Annotated in this window: 11 protein-coding genes; 3 read left to right on the top strand and 8 right to left on the bottom strand. The window is 58.5% G+C overall.

From position 1 onward, the window contains the following. The first annotated feature begins 87 nt into the window (after positions 1-87). Both ompC and N6G83_RS09855 read left to right on the top strand, forming a co-directional pair. Complete coding sequence (gene ompC / locus N6G83_RS09850) at positions 88-1215, top strand: porin OmpC (protein ID WP_043137642.1); 1128 nt, start codon at positions 88-90, stop codon at positions 1213-1215. Positions 1216-1460: 245 nt separating this feature from the next. Continuing rightward, positions 1461-2651, top strand: coding sequence for an amino acid aminotransferase (locus N6G83_RS09855; protein ID WP_043137645.1), 1191 nt, complete (start codon positions 1461-1463; stop codon positions 2649-2651). 77 nt (positions 2652-2728) lie between these two features. Here N6G83_RS09855 and N6G83_RS09860 read toward each other — a convergent pair whose 3' ends face one another. The 7 genes from N6G83_RS09860 to cmoM form a co-directional block, all read right to left on the bottom strand. After that, positions 2729-3376, bottom strand: coding sequence for an MBL fold metallo-hydrolase (locus N6G83_RS09860; protein ID WP_025302290.1), 648 nt, complete (start codon positions 3374-3376; stop codon positions 2729-2731). Positions 3377-3440: 64 nt separating this feature from the next. Beyond that, positions 3441-3989, bottom strand: a complete 549-nt coding sequence (locus N6G83_RS09865) for a YcbK family protein (protein ID WP_025302289.1) — start codon at positions 3987-3989, stop codon at positions 3441-3443. 180 nt (positions 3990-4169) lie between these two features. Further along, positions 4170-5978, bottom strand: a complete 1809-nt coding sequence (ldtD, locus tag N6G83_RS09870) for a L,D-transpeptidase (RefSeq protein WP_025302288.1) — start codon at positions 5976-5978, stop codon at positions 4170-4172. Positions 5979-6198: 220 nt separating this feature from the next. Further along, complete coding sequence (gene mukB, locus N6G83_RS09875) at positions 6199-10647, bottom strand: chromosome partition protein MukB (protein WP_049208026.1); 4449 nt, start codon at positions 10645-10647, stop codon at positions 6199-6201. Continuing rightward, positions 10644-11372, bottom strand: a complete 729-nt coding sequence (gene mukE / locus N6G83_RS09880) for a chromosome partition protein MukE (protein ID WP_206195326.1) — start codon at positions 11370-11372, stop codon at positions 10644-10646. Before mukE ends, mukB begins: the two co-directional genes overlap by 4 nt. After that, positions 11353-12675, bottom strand: a complete 1323-nt coding sequence (mukF, locus tag N6G83_RS09885; protein ID WP_004928228.1) for a chromosome partition protein MukF — start codon at positions 12673-12675, stop codon at positions 11353-11355. The genes mukE and mukF overlap by 20 nt, the downstream gene beginning before the upstream one ends. Then, the gene (gene cmoM / locus N6G83_RS09890) at positions 12672-13457 is read right to left on the bottom strand and encodes a tRNA uridine 5-oxyacetic acid(34) methyltransferase CmoM (RefSeq protein ID WP_025302286.1); all 786 of its coding nucleotides are present in this window, start codon (positions 13455-13457) and stop codon (positions 12672-12674) included. The genes mukF and cmoM overlap by 4 nt, the downstream gene beginning before the upstream one ends. A 151-nt stretch (positions 13458-13608) precedes the next feature. Between cmoM and elyC the strand changes: the two genes are divergently transcribed. After that, entirely contained in the window at positions 13609-14382 is a 774-nt protein-coding gene (elyC, locus tag N6G83_RS09895) for an envelope biogenesis factor ElyC (RefSeq protein ID WP_025302285.1), read from the top strand. 7 nt (positions 14383-14389) lie between these two features. On the opposite strand, the gene N6G83_RS09900 is transcribed toward elyC, so the two are convergent. Beyond that, positions 14390-15286: a YcbJ family phosphotransferase gene (locus N6G83_RS09900; RefSeq protein WP_025302284.1), complete on the bottom strand. Its 897-nt coding sequence runs from the start codon at positions 15284-15286 to the stop codon at positions 14390-14392. Positions 15287-15380: the final 94 nt, after the last annotated feature.

Below are 15380 nucleotides of genomic sequence, written 5' to 3' on the forward strand. Positions count from 1 at the left end.
GGACGACACCAATCTATCAACAATAGTTCCCAAAGAATTATTGGCGGCAGTGGCAAAGGTGTCCGAATAACACCAATGAGGGTAATAATGATGAAGCGCAACATTCTTGCAGTGGTTATCCCGGCTCTGTTGGCTGCTGGTGCAGCAAACGCAGCTGAAATCTACAACAAAGACGGCAACAAGCTGGATCTGTACGGCAAAGTTGACGGTCTGCACTACTTCTCCGACGACAAAGGTAACGACGGCGATCAGACCTATGTTCGTTTCGGCTTCAAAGGTGAAACTCAGATTACTGACCAACTGACCGGTTACGGCCAGTGGGAATACAACGTCCAGGCTAACCACTCCGAATCTCAGGGCACCGAAGGCACCAAAACCCGTCTGGGCTTCGCCGGTCTGAAATTCGCTGACTACGGCTCCTTCGACTACGGCCGTAACTACGGCGTACTGTACGACGTGGAAGGCTGGACCGATATGCTGCCAGAGTTCGGTGGCGACACCTACACCTACACCGACAACTTCATGACCGGCCGTACCAACGGCGTTGCGACCTATCGTAACAACAACTTCTTCGGTCTGGTTGACGGTCTGAACTTCGCTCTGCAATACCAGGGCAAAAACCAGAACGACGGTCGTAACGTCAAGAAACAAAACGGCGACGGCTGGGGTATCTCCTCTACTTATGACATCGGCGAAGGCGTAAGCTTCGGCGCTGCATACGCTTCCTCCAACCGTACCGACGATCAGAAACTGCGTTCCAACGAGCGTGGCGACAAGGCTGATGCATGGACCGTGGGTGCGAAATACGACGCCAACAACGTTTACCTGGCGGCGATGTACGCAGAAACCCGTAACATGACCCCGTTCGGCGGCGGTAACTTCGGTGCAGGCTGTGCAGCTACCGATGACAAGTGCGGTGGCTTCGCGAGCAAAACTCAGAACTTCGAAGTGACTGCTCAGTACCAGTTCGACTTCGGTCTGCGTCCAGAAGTGTCTTACCTGCAGTCTAAAGGTAAAAACCTGAACGTCCCAGGCGTAGGTTCTGACCAAGATCTGGTTAAATATGTTTCTGTTGGTACCACTTACTACTTCAACAAAAACATGTCCACCTACGTTGATTACAAAATCAACCTGCTGGATGACAACGAGTTCACCAAAGCAACCGGCACCGCTACCGACGATATCGTAGCTGTTGGTCTGGTGTACCAGTTCTAAGTTGTCTCGCTTAACGGCGGTTTACCGTCGGCTAAGTTAAAAAAACAGGGCTTCGGCCCTGTTTTTATTTGTGTCTTCCGGTAACGTTTTATCCTGCAGATTTCCCCTTCCCCATCATTTTTTCTGTCGAATCCTTCCCGTTCACAAGATCGCGGTGTTTTTATCGCAAACGGTTGGCAAAGCCGATAACTGGCGCTACCCTGATGCTTCTGTCTGCTTAACTCCGAGATTTGGAAGCACCTGACATGTTTGAAAAAATCACCGCCGCACCCGCCGACCCGATCCTGGGCCTGACCGACATTTTCCGCGCCGACGCCCGCCCGAATAAAATCAATTTAGGGATTGGCGTTTATAAAGACGAAACCGGTAAAACCCCGGTGTTAACCAGCGTAAAGAAAGCTGAACAGTATCTGCTGGAAAATGAGACCACCAAAAACTATCTCGGCATTGAAGGCATCCCGGCGTTTGCCAGCTGCACGCAAGTGCTGCTGTTCGGTAAAGAGAGCCCGATCGTCGCCGATCGTCGCGCACGCACCGCACAGACGCCAGGCGGCACCGGTGGCCTGCGCGTGGCGGCAGACTTTATCGCCAACCAGACCAGCGCCAAGCGCATCTGGATCAGCAACCCAAGCTGGCCGAACCACAAGAACGTCTTTAGCGCCGTGGGCCTGGAAGTCCTGGAGTATGCCTACTACGACGCCGCCAACCACGCATTGGATTTCGACGGCCTGCTGAACAGCCTGAAACAGGCCCAGGCCGGTGATGTGGTGCTGTTTCACGGCTGCTGCCATAACCCGACCGGTATCGATCCAACGGCGGAACAGTGGGCACAGCTGGCTGAGCTTTCCGTGGCCAATGGCTGGCTGCCTCTGTTCGACTTCGCCTACCAGGGCTTCGCCAAAGGTCTGGAAGAGGATGCGCAGGGCCTGCGTATTTTCGCCGCCAAACATCAAGAGCTGATTGTCGCCAGCTCCTACTCAAAAAACTTCGGTCTGTACAATGAGCGCGTCGGCGCTTGCACCATTGTAGCTGCCGATGCCGAAACCGCCGAGCGCGCCTTCAGCCAGGTAAAAGCGGCTATTCGCGCCAACTACTCCAACCCGCCGTCACACGGCGCCGCCGTTGTCGCCACCATTTTGGGTAACGATGCGCTGCGCGCGATGTGGGAGCAGGAGCTGACCGACATGCGCCAGCGCATTCACCGCATGCGTCAGCTGTTCGTGAACACCCTGCAGGAAAAAGGCGCCCAACAGGACTTCAGCTTCATCATCCAGCAGAATGGCATGTTCTCCTTCAGCGGTCTGACCAAAGAACAGGTGCTGCGTCTGCGCGAAGAGTTTGGCGTCTACGCCGTGAACTCAGGCCGGGTGAACGTGGCCGGCATGACGCCGGACAACATGGCACCGCTGTGTGAAGCCATCGTCGCCGTGCTCTAAATGCATCGACACAGGTCATAAATCATAAAAAAAGGGCGCTCTATGCGCCCTTGATTATTTCTGCCGGGAAATAATCGCTACCACACTGCCGGCTCTTCGCGCAGGAACGGGTTGGTCTGGCGCTCGTGGCCAAAGGTCGACATCGGGCCGTGGCCAGGAATAAAGCGCATATCGTCGCCCAATGGCAGCAGCTTGGTGCGAATAGAGGCGATCAGCGCCTGATGGTCACCGCGCGGGAAGTCGCTGCGCCCTACGCCACCGTTAAACAGCACGTCGCCCACCAGCGCCAAACGCGCTTGCTCATTGATAAAGACGATGTGGCCCGGCGTATGCCCGGGGCAGTGCAGCACCTTGAGCGTCATTTCGCCCACCTGCATCTCATCACCTTCTGACAGCCAGCGAGTCGGCGTCAGCGGCGCACACTCTTCCAGCCCGAACATCCGGCTCTGCGCCGGCAAACCATCCAGCCAAAAAGCGTCTTCTTTATCCGGGCCGTAAATCGGCACCTGATAATGGTCCGCCAGCTCCGCCGCCGCACCAACATGATCCAAATGGCCGTGGGTCAGCAAGATCTGAGTGATCATCACCCCCTGCTGCGCGACTTCCGCTTTGATTTTTTCCGCTTCACCGCCGGGATCGACCAACGCCGCTTGCTGCGTGTTTTCACACCAAATCAGGCTGCAGTTCTGGCTAAAAGCGGTAACGGGAATAAGATGGTATTTCATAAGGCTCCAACGACAATAACGCCGCTTCCGCAAGGGGCGGCGTTATTCACTGACGGCACAGCGGTTACCAGGTCCGAACCGGGCCGGTATCGATGTGTACGAAGTTGCTACGTGGGTAATATCCTACACCACCGGCGCGCATTTTTAACGCCGCTTTACGGATATTACTCAATTGGATACCTTCGATGTGGAAATCCATCGCCTGGCCCTTGGTGTGGTAGCTGTGCTTGGCCACGCCGCGGCTGTGTGCGCGCAATTCGTTGTTAGTATCTACGGAACGGTATCCGGAGATCAGCTGCACCGGCTTGCTGGTGCCCAGCAGCCCCTGCAGACGATAAAGGTGATCAAACAAGCGGGGATCGATCGATTTAACCTTGTTAGCGCGATAATCGCGGAACAGATGATTTAACCGCACCAACTCTTCTTTATTGTAACCTTTGCCGTCAAAGAACTCGGCTTTAATAGATTCACCGGTATTCAGGTTATTCAGCACTAAAATACGCGGTCGAGCGGTGGAAAGACTGGCAAACGCCTGCCCTGGAAGCAGCGCTATGCCCATAGCAGCGCCACCTAGCGCCAGCCATTTACGGCGGTGATGATCAATTTTGTCCATGACTCTGTTAAACCCGGCAAGAATGTCAAAATAAATGCACAAAGCAGCGCACTGTCCGAACCATAACCGCCTGCGTATGCTGAGTCAACCCGCGATACGCCTAGGTTTACAGGCCCCCGGCTACGGGGGCCTGCGGTATAGCCAAACATTCTGACCGTTATTTATTTATAATTACTGCATTTACTGCATTAATTTTTTGGCCTGAGCCAAAATTTGTGCGCCCGATCGCACCGTATTATCATAATTGTAAATATCTGTACGGAATTGCGGTTGGCCGTCATCCGAAACCCAGGCGGTCAAATAATACAGTTTTACGGGAATACGCTGGCGAATATTCACATAAGTGGTATTCCCCTCTTTCAGCGTGGAAGACACGCGGCTGTTGTTCCAGCCGGCGTCCTGCAGCAGCATATTCGCCAAATCGGACGCCTTATTCACCCTCACGCAGCCGGAGCTGAGCGCGCGGATGTCTTTCTGGAACAGGCTGTGGTTCGGAGTATCGTGCAGGTAGATGGCGTCCGAGCTCGGCATATTGAACTTGAAGCGCCCCAGCGAGTTGGTCGCCCCCGGCGCCTGACGGACGCGATACGGGAAGTTACGCGCAGAGACCATGCTCCAGTCGATCATAGACGGGTTGATCACTTCTGCATCGTTGCTCCAGCCCGACAGCACGGTATAGCCATGTTTCTGGAAATAGTTACCGTCGCGCATCGCCTTCGGCACGATATCCTCACGCACCAGCGTGGTCGGCACGTTCCAAGGCGGGTTGACCACCACGTTGTTCAACGCGCTGCTCATCAGCGGCGTCTTGCGGCTCGGCCGCCCGACGATAACGCGGGAGGACAACACTTCGTTGCCGTTCTGATAGTAGGTCAGCGAGTAATTGGGAATGTTCACCATAATGCCGGTGCCGACATGCCCCGGTAAAATTCGCAGACGTTGGATATTCAACGCCAACAGCGCGGCACGGGTTTTCGGTGACACGTTGAGCCACTCGCGAGTGCGTACGCCGATCACGCCGTCCGCCGTCAGCCCCTGCCATTTCTGGAAGCGCTTGACGCCCTCCGCCAGCTCGTCGGTATAGAGATTGTCGCTCACCACGCTGCCGATCTGCGGCGGCGTCTGTTCCGCGGTCAGCTCCGTCACCGGCGCCGCCGATGGGCTGACCGTCACGCGGCTTTTCTCTTCGTCTACCGTCAGCCCGCCGTCGTCGGGCTCATTGCTCTTCGCCGAGACCACCGCCGGTTCCGCTTCCGCTTCCGGCGCCGAGGTGGCCAGCATACCAGTGCGCGTCAGGATCTCACGCAGCGCCGGGATATCATTGCTCATTTGGCCTGGGCGCAGGCTCGGGCCACTGCCCACCTGGGGCCAAGGGCGATTGTCCGCCAGCAAGTCGCGCAGCGCCTGATGCATCTTGGCGTATTGCGGATGTTGCGGCGCGAGCGAATTCACGTAGCTCAGGGTACGCGCCTGGCGCACCGCCAGCTGCCACTGATTAATCACTGCGGTGGGCGGCAAGCCAAGCTTGTAGGGAATATTGCTGTACAGCCAGTTGTTGCCGTTGGCGCCGATCGCGGACACGAACTGCAAATAGCCCAGCATCGCATCGGACAACACCACATCGCGGCCCACTTCATTGAGCGCCGGATCGGTCAACATCTTCACCCACTGGGTGAACTGCGGCTGCACGCCGGACATCGCCAGCTCGGCCAGCTGCTGCTGAAACTGCTGAACGGCTTCGCGATCCTGCCACATCGGCTGCATATGGTTCGCCGCATACAGCGGCGCCAGCGTGGACAGGTAGTGCAAATCCATGCCGCGCGGCAACGCAGCCAGCAGTTCAGAACGGCTCTGCGCAACGGACATGCCTGCTGATGCCACTGGTAACGCCGCTACGGTGGCCGATGCGGAAAACGACGACACAAGACTACAGGCGATAGCGCCACTCAGCGCCAAACGTCGTAGAGAGTTTCCCTTTTTAAGCAACATCCCTTGCCCCCTGTATGCTCACAAAAAAAACGTCAAAAACTGCATATAGTTTCAGTATACAAACAGAAAGGCCGTTTCGCCCTGCGGGCGTCGAATTACTGTTTATCTGATTAAACTAACCGCTTTTCAACGGATAAAAAAGCAGGACTATCATCCACGCGTACAAAAAAATAGCCACCCTACGGCGGCTATTTTCGGATTTTTAGGGCGTTTTTCTGCCTTACTGCGTTTCAACCGACGCAGTACCCAGCGCCGGCGGCTCGCCGGCAAAACCGCGCAGCCCCACCACGTGCACATGCTCGTGGTTCTGGAACACCTTACGCACCAGTTTATAGGTGGTGCCCTTCTCTGGACTGATGTTTTCCGGCGCCGCGATGATGAGCTGCATCTCCAGACGGTCGCACAGTTCGAACAGCGTGGCGATCGACTTGGCATCCAGACGCGCCGCTTCATCGAGGAACAGCAGGCGACACGGCGAGATGTCTTTGCCGCGCAGACGGCGGGACTCTTCTTCCCAGCTCTGTACCACCATCACCAGAATTGACATCCCGGTACCGATGGCTTCACCGGTCGACAACGCGCCGCTTTCCGCACGCAGCCAGCCGTCGGAGCCACGGTACACTTCCACTTCCATCTCCAGATAGTTGCGGTAGTCCAGCAACTCCTCGCCGATGGTCTGTGGCGTGCGCTGCCCCATGTCGATCTGCGGATTCAGGCGCTGGTAAAGCTTGGCCAACGCTTCGGAGAAGGTCAGGCGGTTACTGTTAAACAGATCCTGATGTTGTTCCTGTTGCTCAGAGAGCACGTCCAACAGGGTGGCGTGCGCTTCTCGCACATTGACGTTCAGGCGCACGCTCTTCACCTGGCCGAAGGAAACGGCCTGCAGCCCCTGGTTCAGCATGCGAATACGGTTCTGTTCGCGCTGAATGGTTTTGCGAATGATGTTGGCCACGCTTTTCGAACTGATCGCCAGCTTCTGCTCGCGCGCGGTCAGCTCTTCGGTTAGACGGCCCAGCTCGATCTCCATCTGCTCGATGGCCTCGACCGGATCGTCGGTGCGAATGATGTCCTGACGGATACGCTCGCGCAGGTGTTGGTACACCGCGATATAGAACTGAATCTTGCGCTCCGGCCGCTTCGGATCTTCCGACAGGCGCAGCACGTCTCGCAGGTGTTCGTTGTCCGCCACGGCCAGACGCAGCGCACCGAGCGCCTTATCCGACATCGAACGCAGCTCGTCGCCATCCATATACGCCAGCTCGCGGCGATGCAGGCGGCGTTCCACGCCATTGTCTTTCACCAGACGCATCACCGCGCACCAGCCCGCCTTGGCGGTCACCACCTGCTCGCGCAGCTGATGATAGTCGCGTTCCAGCTTGCGCAGTTTCTTCTGCAGGCCATCCATTTCGGCTTCGCAGAAGGTCAGCTGTTTCTCCAACTGATTGCGACGAGCACGGTTGTTGCTCAACGCCGTATGCAGCTCGTCGCGGCGCTGGCGCGCACGCGCTTCGGCGTTGGCGTCGGCCTGCACGCCGATATCCACCAGCTCCTGGCTCAGCTCTTTCAGCATGTCGCGCTTGGCGTCATACGAACTTTTCAGCGAGGCCAGCACCTGGCTGTACTGGGTGAACTGGGTTTGATACTGACGCAGCTGTTCACGGGCACGGGCGCGTTCGGCTTCCGCCTGCTCCAGGCGCTGACGCAGCTTGTCGTTGAGATCGTTGTTGGCATTCTGCATGCCGGCGGAGTCGGTATAGCTGAAATGCGCGCGGCGCTGCACCACTTCCGTCAGCGCGAACGCCTGCTGTTTGGCCTGGCGCTGCACGCTTTGCGCCTGCGCGTAGTCCTGCTGCAGCTGTTCATGCTGCTGCGGATCGCTCTGCAGCACCGACAGCAGCGGCTCCAGCTTGGTCAGCGACACGCCGTGCTGCTGAATATGACGCGCGGCGTCCTGCGCCTCTTCCAGCTCTTCGCGGATCTCGTCGACACGATCCTGCAGCGTTTCATCGTTCAGCAACGATACCAGCGGCATCAGGCGGTTGAGCGCGGAAATGCCCTCTTTGGCCTGATCGTACTGCTGACGCTGCTGCTGGTTCTGCGCTTCGTGATTGTTCAGCGCGCGTTCGATTTCGCCACGGCGGGCGCTCAAACCGCGGATCTCCGCTTCCGGATCAGCGTCGAACGCCACCGCCAGATGGGTGCCGATAAAGCGGCTGAAGGCCTGGTGTGAACGCTGGGTTTTCTGCACGTCGAACGACAGCGTGGCGTAACGCTCCGCCAGCGTTTCACGCTCGGCATGCAGCACTTCCAGACGGTTTTCGCGCGCCGCGCGGCCGAACAACGGCACTTCCGGATAACGAGAATAACGCCACTGGCGATCGGCGATCTTCACCACCACCGCTTTGTCCTGCTCTTCGACGGCGAACACGCTGTCATCGAACGACTGCGGATCCCCTTCGATCAGGTAAAGATCTTCCGGGCAATCTTCCAGCCCTTCCAGCATCTCGCGCACCAGCGACAGATCCGGCACCACGATGGCGTGGCGCGAAGGGCCGTACAGCGCCGAGAAGTAAGGCGCGTCGTCGATGGTGACATCATCGTAAATTTCCGACAGCAGCACGCCGCCGAAACGTTCGGCCAGCGTGACCAGGCGTTGATCTTCCGCGCCGCCCGGCTGGCTGAGACGTTCGATCTGCGCTTCCACTTCACGTTTGCGGGCCGCCACTTCGTCGCGCTCGACGGTGGTTTCCCGCTCGCGCTCCAGCAGCTGCTGCATGTATTCGGTCACCTGCTGGCTGTTTTCCAGTGGCTCTCCGCTCTGATCGCTGAGCTGGCCCAGGGCGTCCTGCGCCGCCAGCCACACCGGGGCACGCGCCGTCAGCTCACGGATGCGCTGCTGGATCTGCTCCAGTTCCTGGCGCATCTCCATACGGCGTTCACCGGCTTCGCTGACATTCTGCGACAGCGCTTCCAGGCGCTCTTCCAGCTCCTGTTGCAGCATGTCGAGATCGTCCGGCTGGTACTCTTGGCCATGGCGTTTGCAAAATTCGTTCAGCAGGCGTTCGGCGTCCTGCTGCGAGCGCAGGCGCTGTTCCAGTTCGCTCAGGCGCAAACGCAGCGGCTGAACGCGCTCGGCGAGGTGTTGCTGCGAAGGCCAGTCGCGCAGCAATTCGCGCGCGCACTGCCAGGCTTCGCTGCGGCTGACCTGGCCGGCAATTTTACCCACCAGCTGATAGGCCTGTTCGAACTGGCCGTGTGCGGCGTCGGCCACGCTCAGCTTCTGTTCCAGCATCAGCAACGCTTCGGTCGCTTCCTGCTCGCGGGCCTGGAAGGTGTCCAGCCACTGTTCGGCGTTGTCGGCGGTCAGGTCCGGCAGTTGGCACAGCGCGCGCGCGCGCTCCAATGCCTGCAGCGCCTGTTGGTACTGAATGGCGCGGGTCTGCTGCACGTCGAGCGCCTGCTGGTAGTCGGCCAACTGGCTCTTCAGTTCGTCCACTTCCAGCTCGGCCGCTTCGGCGCGCGCCTCGTTTTCGGCCTGCTGCTCGCTCGCCTCGGCCACCACTTCGTTCTGCTCTTCCAGACGGTAGGTCAGCTCTTCCAGATCGGCTTCATAGCGTTCGATCTTCTCCTGCTGACGCATCGCCGTCTGCACCAGATTTAGGTGGTCGCTGGCGGCCTGGTAATCGGTTTCCAGATCGGATTCGGCACCGCTCTGTTCGCTCAGCTCGCGCGCCATTTCCACATGGCGATACTGTTCGGCGGCCAGCTGCTTGCGGCTGCCCAACAGCTCGCTGCGCAGCGCCAGCGCGCCGTCCAGATGGATGCGGCGTTCGTTGGCGTGGCGCATATAGTCCGCCGCCACATAGGAGGTGGCCTCGGAGATCAAATGCTTGAACAGGTCGCGATCCGACTGGGTGACGCGGATTGCTTCCAGCGTCATGCGGTTTTCGCGCAGCGCCGCTTCCATGTCCTGGAACGCCTTGCGCACGCCGCTGTTTTCCGGCAGCAGGTAATCGCGCAGCGAGCGGGTGATGGCGCTGGAGATACCGCCGTACAGCGACGCTTCAATCAGACGGTAGAACTTGCTGCGATCGGCGGACGAACGCAGACGTTTCGGGATCACGCCCAGATCGAACATCAGCGAGTGATAATCGGTGATGGAGTTGAACTGCTTGAACTGCACGCCCTCCATCTCTTCCACGCGCTCTTTCAGCTCTTGCAGCGACAGCACGCGCGCCTGGCGATCGCCCACGGTCTGGGTCAGCAGTTCGGTCGGCTGTACCGCGGTCGGCAGGCCCTGGATGGTGAAAGGTTTGATGTCGACCTTACGATCGCGCCCTGCCACCTGCTGCAGGCGCACACCGACCACCACGCGCTGGTGGCGCGAGTTGACGACGTCGAGGGTGGAGTAACACACGCCGGCACGCAGCTTGCCGTGCAAGCCTTTGTCGCGCGAACCGCTGGTGGCGCCCGCTTCGGTGGTGTTACGGAAGTGCAGCAGCGTCAGGTCGGGGATCAGTGCGGTGACGAAGGCCGCCATGGTGGTGGACTTCCCCGCCCCGTTACCGCCGGACAGCGTGGTCACCAGCTCATCCAGATCAAAGGTACGGGCGAAGAAACCGTTCCAGTTAACCAGCGTCAGCGAGCGAAATTTACCGCGTTCAATCATTCCTGTTCATCCTCTGCACCGTCAGGAGCGTTATCAACCTGCTGATCCTCAGCGTCATTCTCATCGTTCAGCGACAGGCTGGTTTCAACCGGTATCGCCTCGCCGTCGCGAATCATGCGCAGCTGCGCTTCACGCGGATCGTCGCCGCTGCGCACGTCGGCGCCGAAGCGGAACACCGCCTCGGTAATGCGGAACTTGCTGCTGTCATTGCCCATGAAATAGACCATGCCGAGGCGGCGCAGGCGGTTCAGCGAGGTGCGCACCTTCTCGTGCAGCTTCTGCCGATCGAGATCCGAACCGGTGGAGCGCTGGTTGACGAACTTCAGCAGCTTGTTCTCATCCGCCAGGCTCAGCAGCTCGTCGTACAGCTCCTGATGGCTGAAAATGCCTTCGTGCGCCAGGCGCTCGGGGCTGAGATACAGGTAGCACAAGATCTTGCCGACCATCATATCCAGCTCGGACAGCACCGAACGCGGGATCAGCGTGGTGGAGCGCGGGCGCAAATAGAAGAAACCTTCCGGCGCCCGAATCAGCTCGACGCTGTAACGGTTGTAAAATTCTTCCAGCTCATCCTGGAAATCCATTAAAAAGGCGTGGTTGTCCAGTTCATCGATACCGATGTGACGACCCGCACGCAGTTGGCTATCCAGCGCCGGGAACAGCGAGTTGGACAGCGCCTTGGCCAGCTTGACTGGCATTACTTGTTCAATATTTGTCGATGACATGGGCCTGGACCTTGGCTCCGTAATCATTGATTGCCTGCCATTCCGCCGGCAACCCTGAGAAATCTGCTTCAGCCACACCGAGGCGCACTGCCTGGTCGACCACTAAACGTGCCACGTCGAAATGACGCGCACGCGGATATTGCGCCAGGTAATCGCGCATCACCGCTGCAAGATTGAGCGGCATCTGCTGTTCCTGGTACACCTTCAGCGCCTCTTCGATCATCGCCGCCAGCTGTTCGCGAATTTCGCTGAACTCTTCGAACTCCAGATCCGGCGGCAGTTCCCCGGTCACTTCCTCGCTGCGCAGCGCCAGTTCTTCGTCGCGCATGTCCAGCAGACGATCGGCATTGGCATGGGTCAGCGCCCAAGGGTGGTCGAAATAGGTTTGCACCGACTGGCGCAAGCGTTGGGCGAACACGCGGTTTTTATCCATATCGATAGCGGTACGGATAAATTTATGTACGTGGCGATCGTAGCCGATCCACAGGTCGATCGCCTGCTGACCCCAACTGATGATGCGATCCAGCTTGCTCTGCAGATCGAACACCAGCTTGTCGACGAAGCCGAGCTCCACGTTGCCGAGGGTTGCGTCCTGGATGCGCAGCAGATTGGCCTGCAGCTTGTCGCCCGCCGCATCCAGCGTATCCTGCAGTTCGCGCAGGGTGCCCGAGGTTTCCGACAGCAGCATTTCGCAGCTGGAGATCGCCGCCCGCCAGTCTTTGCTCAGCAGCGCCGCGATGTCGTTTTTCACGCTCTGCTGCTGCTCGTCCATCACACGTTGCGTCATGTCGATGCTGTCGAAGATTTCCGCCACCGAATATTTCAACGGCGCGAACACGTTGCGATGCCAATGGAAATCGTCGCCGCCCTCGTCGGCGGCATCGGCGGCGCGTTTGAGTTCCTGCGCCACGATCGACAGCTGCATCGACAGACGCAGCGTGGAGAATTCGCGTTGGCGAATATAGTAATCGGTAATGCCGATACCCAGCGGCGTCAGGCGGTAAATCGCGTTGCCGTCCGCCAGTTCGCTGGTAAAGCGGTTCAACAGGCGCTGGCGCACCATGTCGTTGATCGCATTGTTGGCGCGCATCGCCACCGTTTCATGCGTCTGTTCAAAACCCTTGCTGACATGGCGAAATGCATCAACCAGCTCACCTTCGCTCATCTCGCCGTCCAGCCGTTCGCCGTTCAGGGTGGCGATAGCGAGCAGAAATGCGAGACGCTCCGTAGGGAGCGAAATAGAGAAATCATTTTTCCGTGCCCAGGCGACCAGTTCGGGTACTGTCTGGGAAAATTCACTCATAGTTCGTCCTTCAGGTTTGGTTTATGCGCCATGACGTGAATATAGCGCCCCAAACTCACGTACGGCTCCTGCCGGCAATAGTGCTGTTCAAGCGCCAGTAACTCTTCAAATTTTTGTGTTTGCAGCTGTCTGCTCTGCAGGTAGTCGTGAAACACCCGCACGCCGGTTTTGCCGCTGATGCGCATGCCCAGCTGTTCCAGCCAGCCGTAGACCAATAGCGGATCGTGCGGATATTGTGGCGACAGCGAACGCTTGCGGCGCCGTCTGACTTCGGGATCCACCAGTTGGAAGTTACCCAACACCACGTTACGCATCAAGAGACCGTTAGCGTTGAAGAACATCAGCGACAGCGCGCCACCCGGCGTCAGACAGTCGCACAATGCCTGCAGTGCCGCTTCGGGTTCTGCGATCCATTCAAGCACTGCATGAAACAATATCAGATCAACCGGCTGTTCCAAATGTTGAGCGATATCCTGCGCAGAACTTTGTACGAATTGCATGTTCTGGCTCACACCTTTCTGCTCCGCCAGCTGCGCGGCGCGCTGGATCATCTCACCAGAAAGATCGCACAACAACACCTGATGTCCTAATTCTGCCAGTTGGCAGGCCATATGGCCTTCCCCGCCCCCGGCGTCAAGGATGCGCAGCGGCCGCTGCGGCAACTGCGCCAGCAGCCCGGTCAGATCCTGCCAAACCACCGCCTGGCGGATTTTTCCTTTCGTGGTGCCGTAAATATTACGCGCAAATTTTTCAGCAATATCGTCAAAATTGCGATCCTGCATGGACAACGGCTCCGCTGATCTCATTCTTGCGGCGGCAAAGCGCACGCCCATTCAAACCTGCTATTTTGGCACAGACTGGCTTAGAATGTATCTTCTTGCGGCCTGTTTATGCCTGGATGCCGCTTTTTCACCCAAAAGGATCTGATTTTCGATGCTGTTCAACCTGAAAAAGTTCTTTGGCGCCCTGCTGATGCCGCTACCGCTGTTGATGCTGCTGATGGGGCTGGCGCTGTTACTGCTGTGGTTCACCCGTTGGCAAAAAAGCGGTAAGACGATTTTCACGCTGAGCTGGCTGTTTTTACTGCTTTTCAGCCTGCAACCGGTGGCCGACCGACTGCTGCGGCCGATCGAAGCCGAATACCAGACTTATCGCGGCAACGATCCGGTCAGCTACATCGTGGTGTTGGGCGGGGGCTATACCTACAATCCCGACTGGGCACCTAGCTCGAACCTGCTCGGCAACAGTCTGCCGCGCGTGACGGAAGGCGTGCGGCTCTACCTTGCGCATCCCGGCGCCAGGATGGTGTTTACCGGCGCGTCCGCCGGACGCATGCAAAGCAACGCCGCCACGGCGGCGCTGGTAGCCGAAAGCCTGGGCGTGCCGCGCAGCGATATGGTGATTTTGAGGGAACCGCGCGATACCGAGGAAGAAGCCGCTCAGGTCGCCAAGTTGGTCGGCGAGCAACCGTTCATTCTGGTGACCTCCGCCAACCATCTGCCGCGTGCCATGCGTTTCTTCAAGGCTAAAGGCCTGCACCCGATCCCAGCACCGGCCAACCAGTTGGCGATCGACTCGCCGCTGAATATCTGGGATCGCGCCACACCGTCGTCGATGTTCCTCGGCCATACCGAACGTGCCTGGTATGAAACGCTGGGCAGCCTGTGGCAGTGGCTGAAAGGCGCGGATAGCGCCGGCGCCGAGTAAAACCCGTTCAACCGGCCAGCCAGGGCAGCAGCTGTTGCGACGCATAGTCGAACGGCCGCCGCTCCAGCTTGCCGGTATGGATCAAACGCCCTACCGCTTCCCACACCACGTATAGCCAGCGCCGCGCAAGGAAAGCGTCGGCGACCGGCGCCCGCTGCAGATAGCTGAACAGCAGTTGGCTGGGCATGCCCGGCTCGCAAAGGCGGAAAAGATCGTATTCGCGCGGCGCCCACAGCACCACACCGGGATTGAGCATCGCCAGCAGTTGATCGCTTTTGGGATCTTTCAGCATACTGCGCAGCGACAGGTTGCCGTGCACCAGGACGCAGGGATCGTCGAAGCCGACGAAGAAATGAGTCAGCGCTTCGCGCGTGCGATACAGCAAACGCCGATCCGCCATGGTCAGCTGCGGGGTAGTGAGATTGACCACCGTCGCCCACAGCACTTCAACCCGCTGTTGATACCAACAAAACCAGTCGTTCTCCTGCGTGCTGTCAACGCTGCCGACGCTGCCGTGACTGTCGATGCGGTGCCAGGCCAATACCCCGTCGACGATCTGCTCCATCAACATGTTCCAGCGATCCGGCGAACGCGTTGGCGCTTCGGCCGACACGCCGCGCAGGCGTTCGATCAGCAGGATTTCCGTATACGGCGCCTGGTGGGTACACACCACGCCGTACACCGTCGGCAGGCGAATATCCCCGTCGCGCGCCAACATCGACAACTTATACGCCTCCTGTTGGGCAATACCCTGACAGATAAAACTTTTCGCCATCAGCGGGATGGCGTTGCCCTGCCGATCGTACAGCGAATACATATGCGCATAAGGCTGCTCGCTCACCCGCTCCAGCCGGCTGATGGACTCACCCAGCACAATGCTCAGTTCTGCGCGTAACTGCTCCATAAGGCATTCACCTCAGGCTAATATGGGGGGATGCGTAACATCATCGAACGGTGAGCGGAAAAATTCTTCAACGCAGATCAACAAAACGGGGATC

This window comes from Serratia sp. PL7, assembly GCF_945957435.1.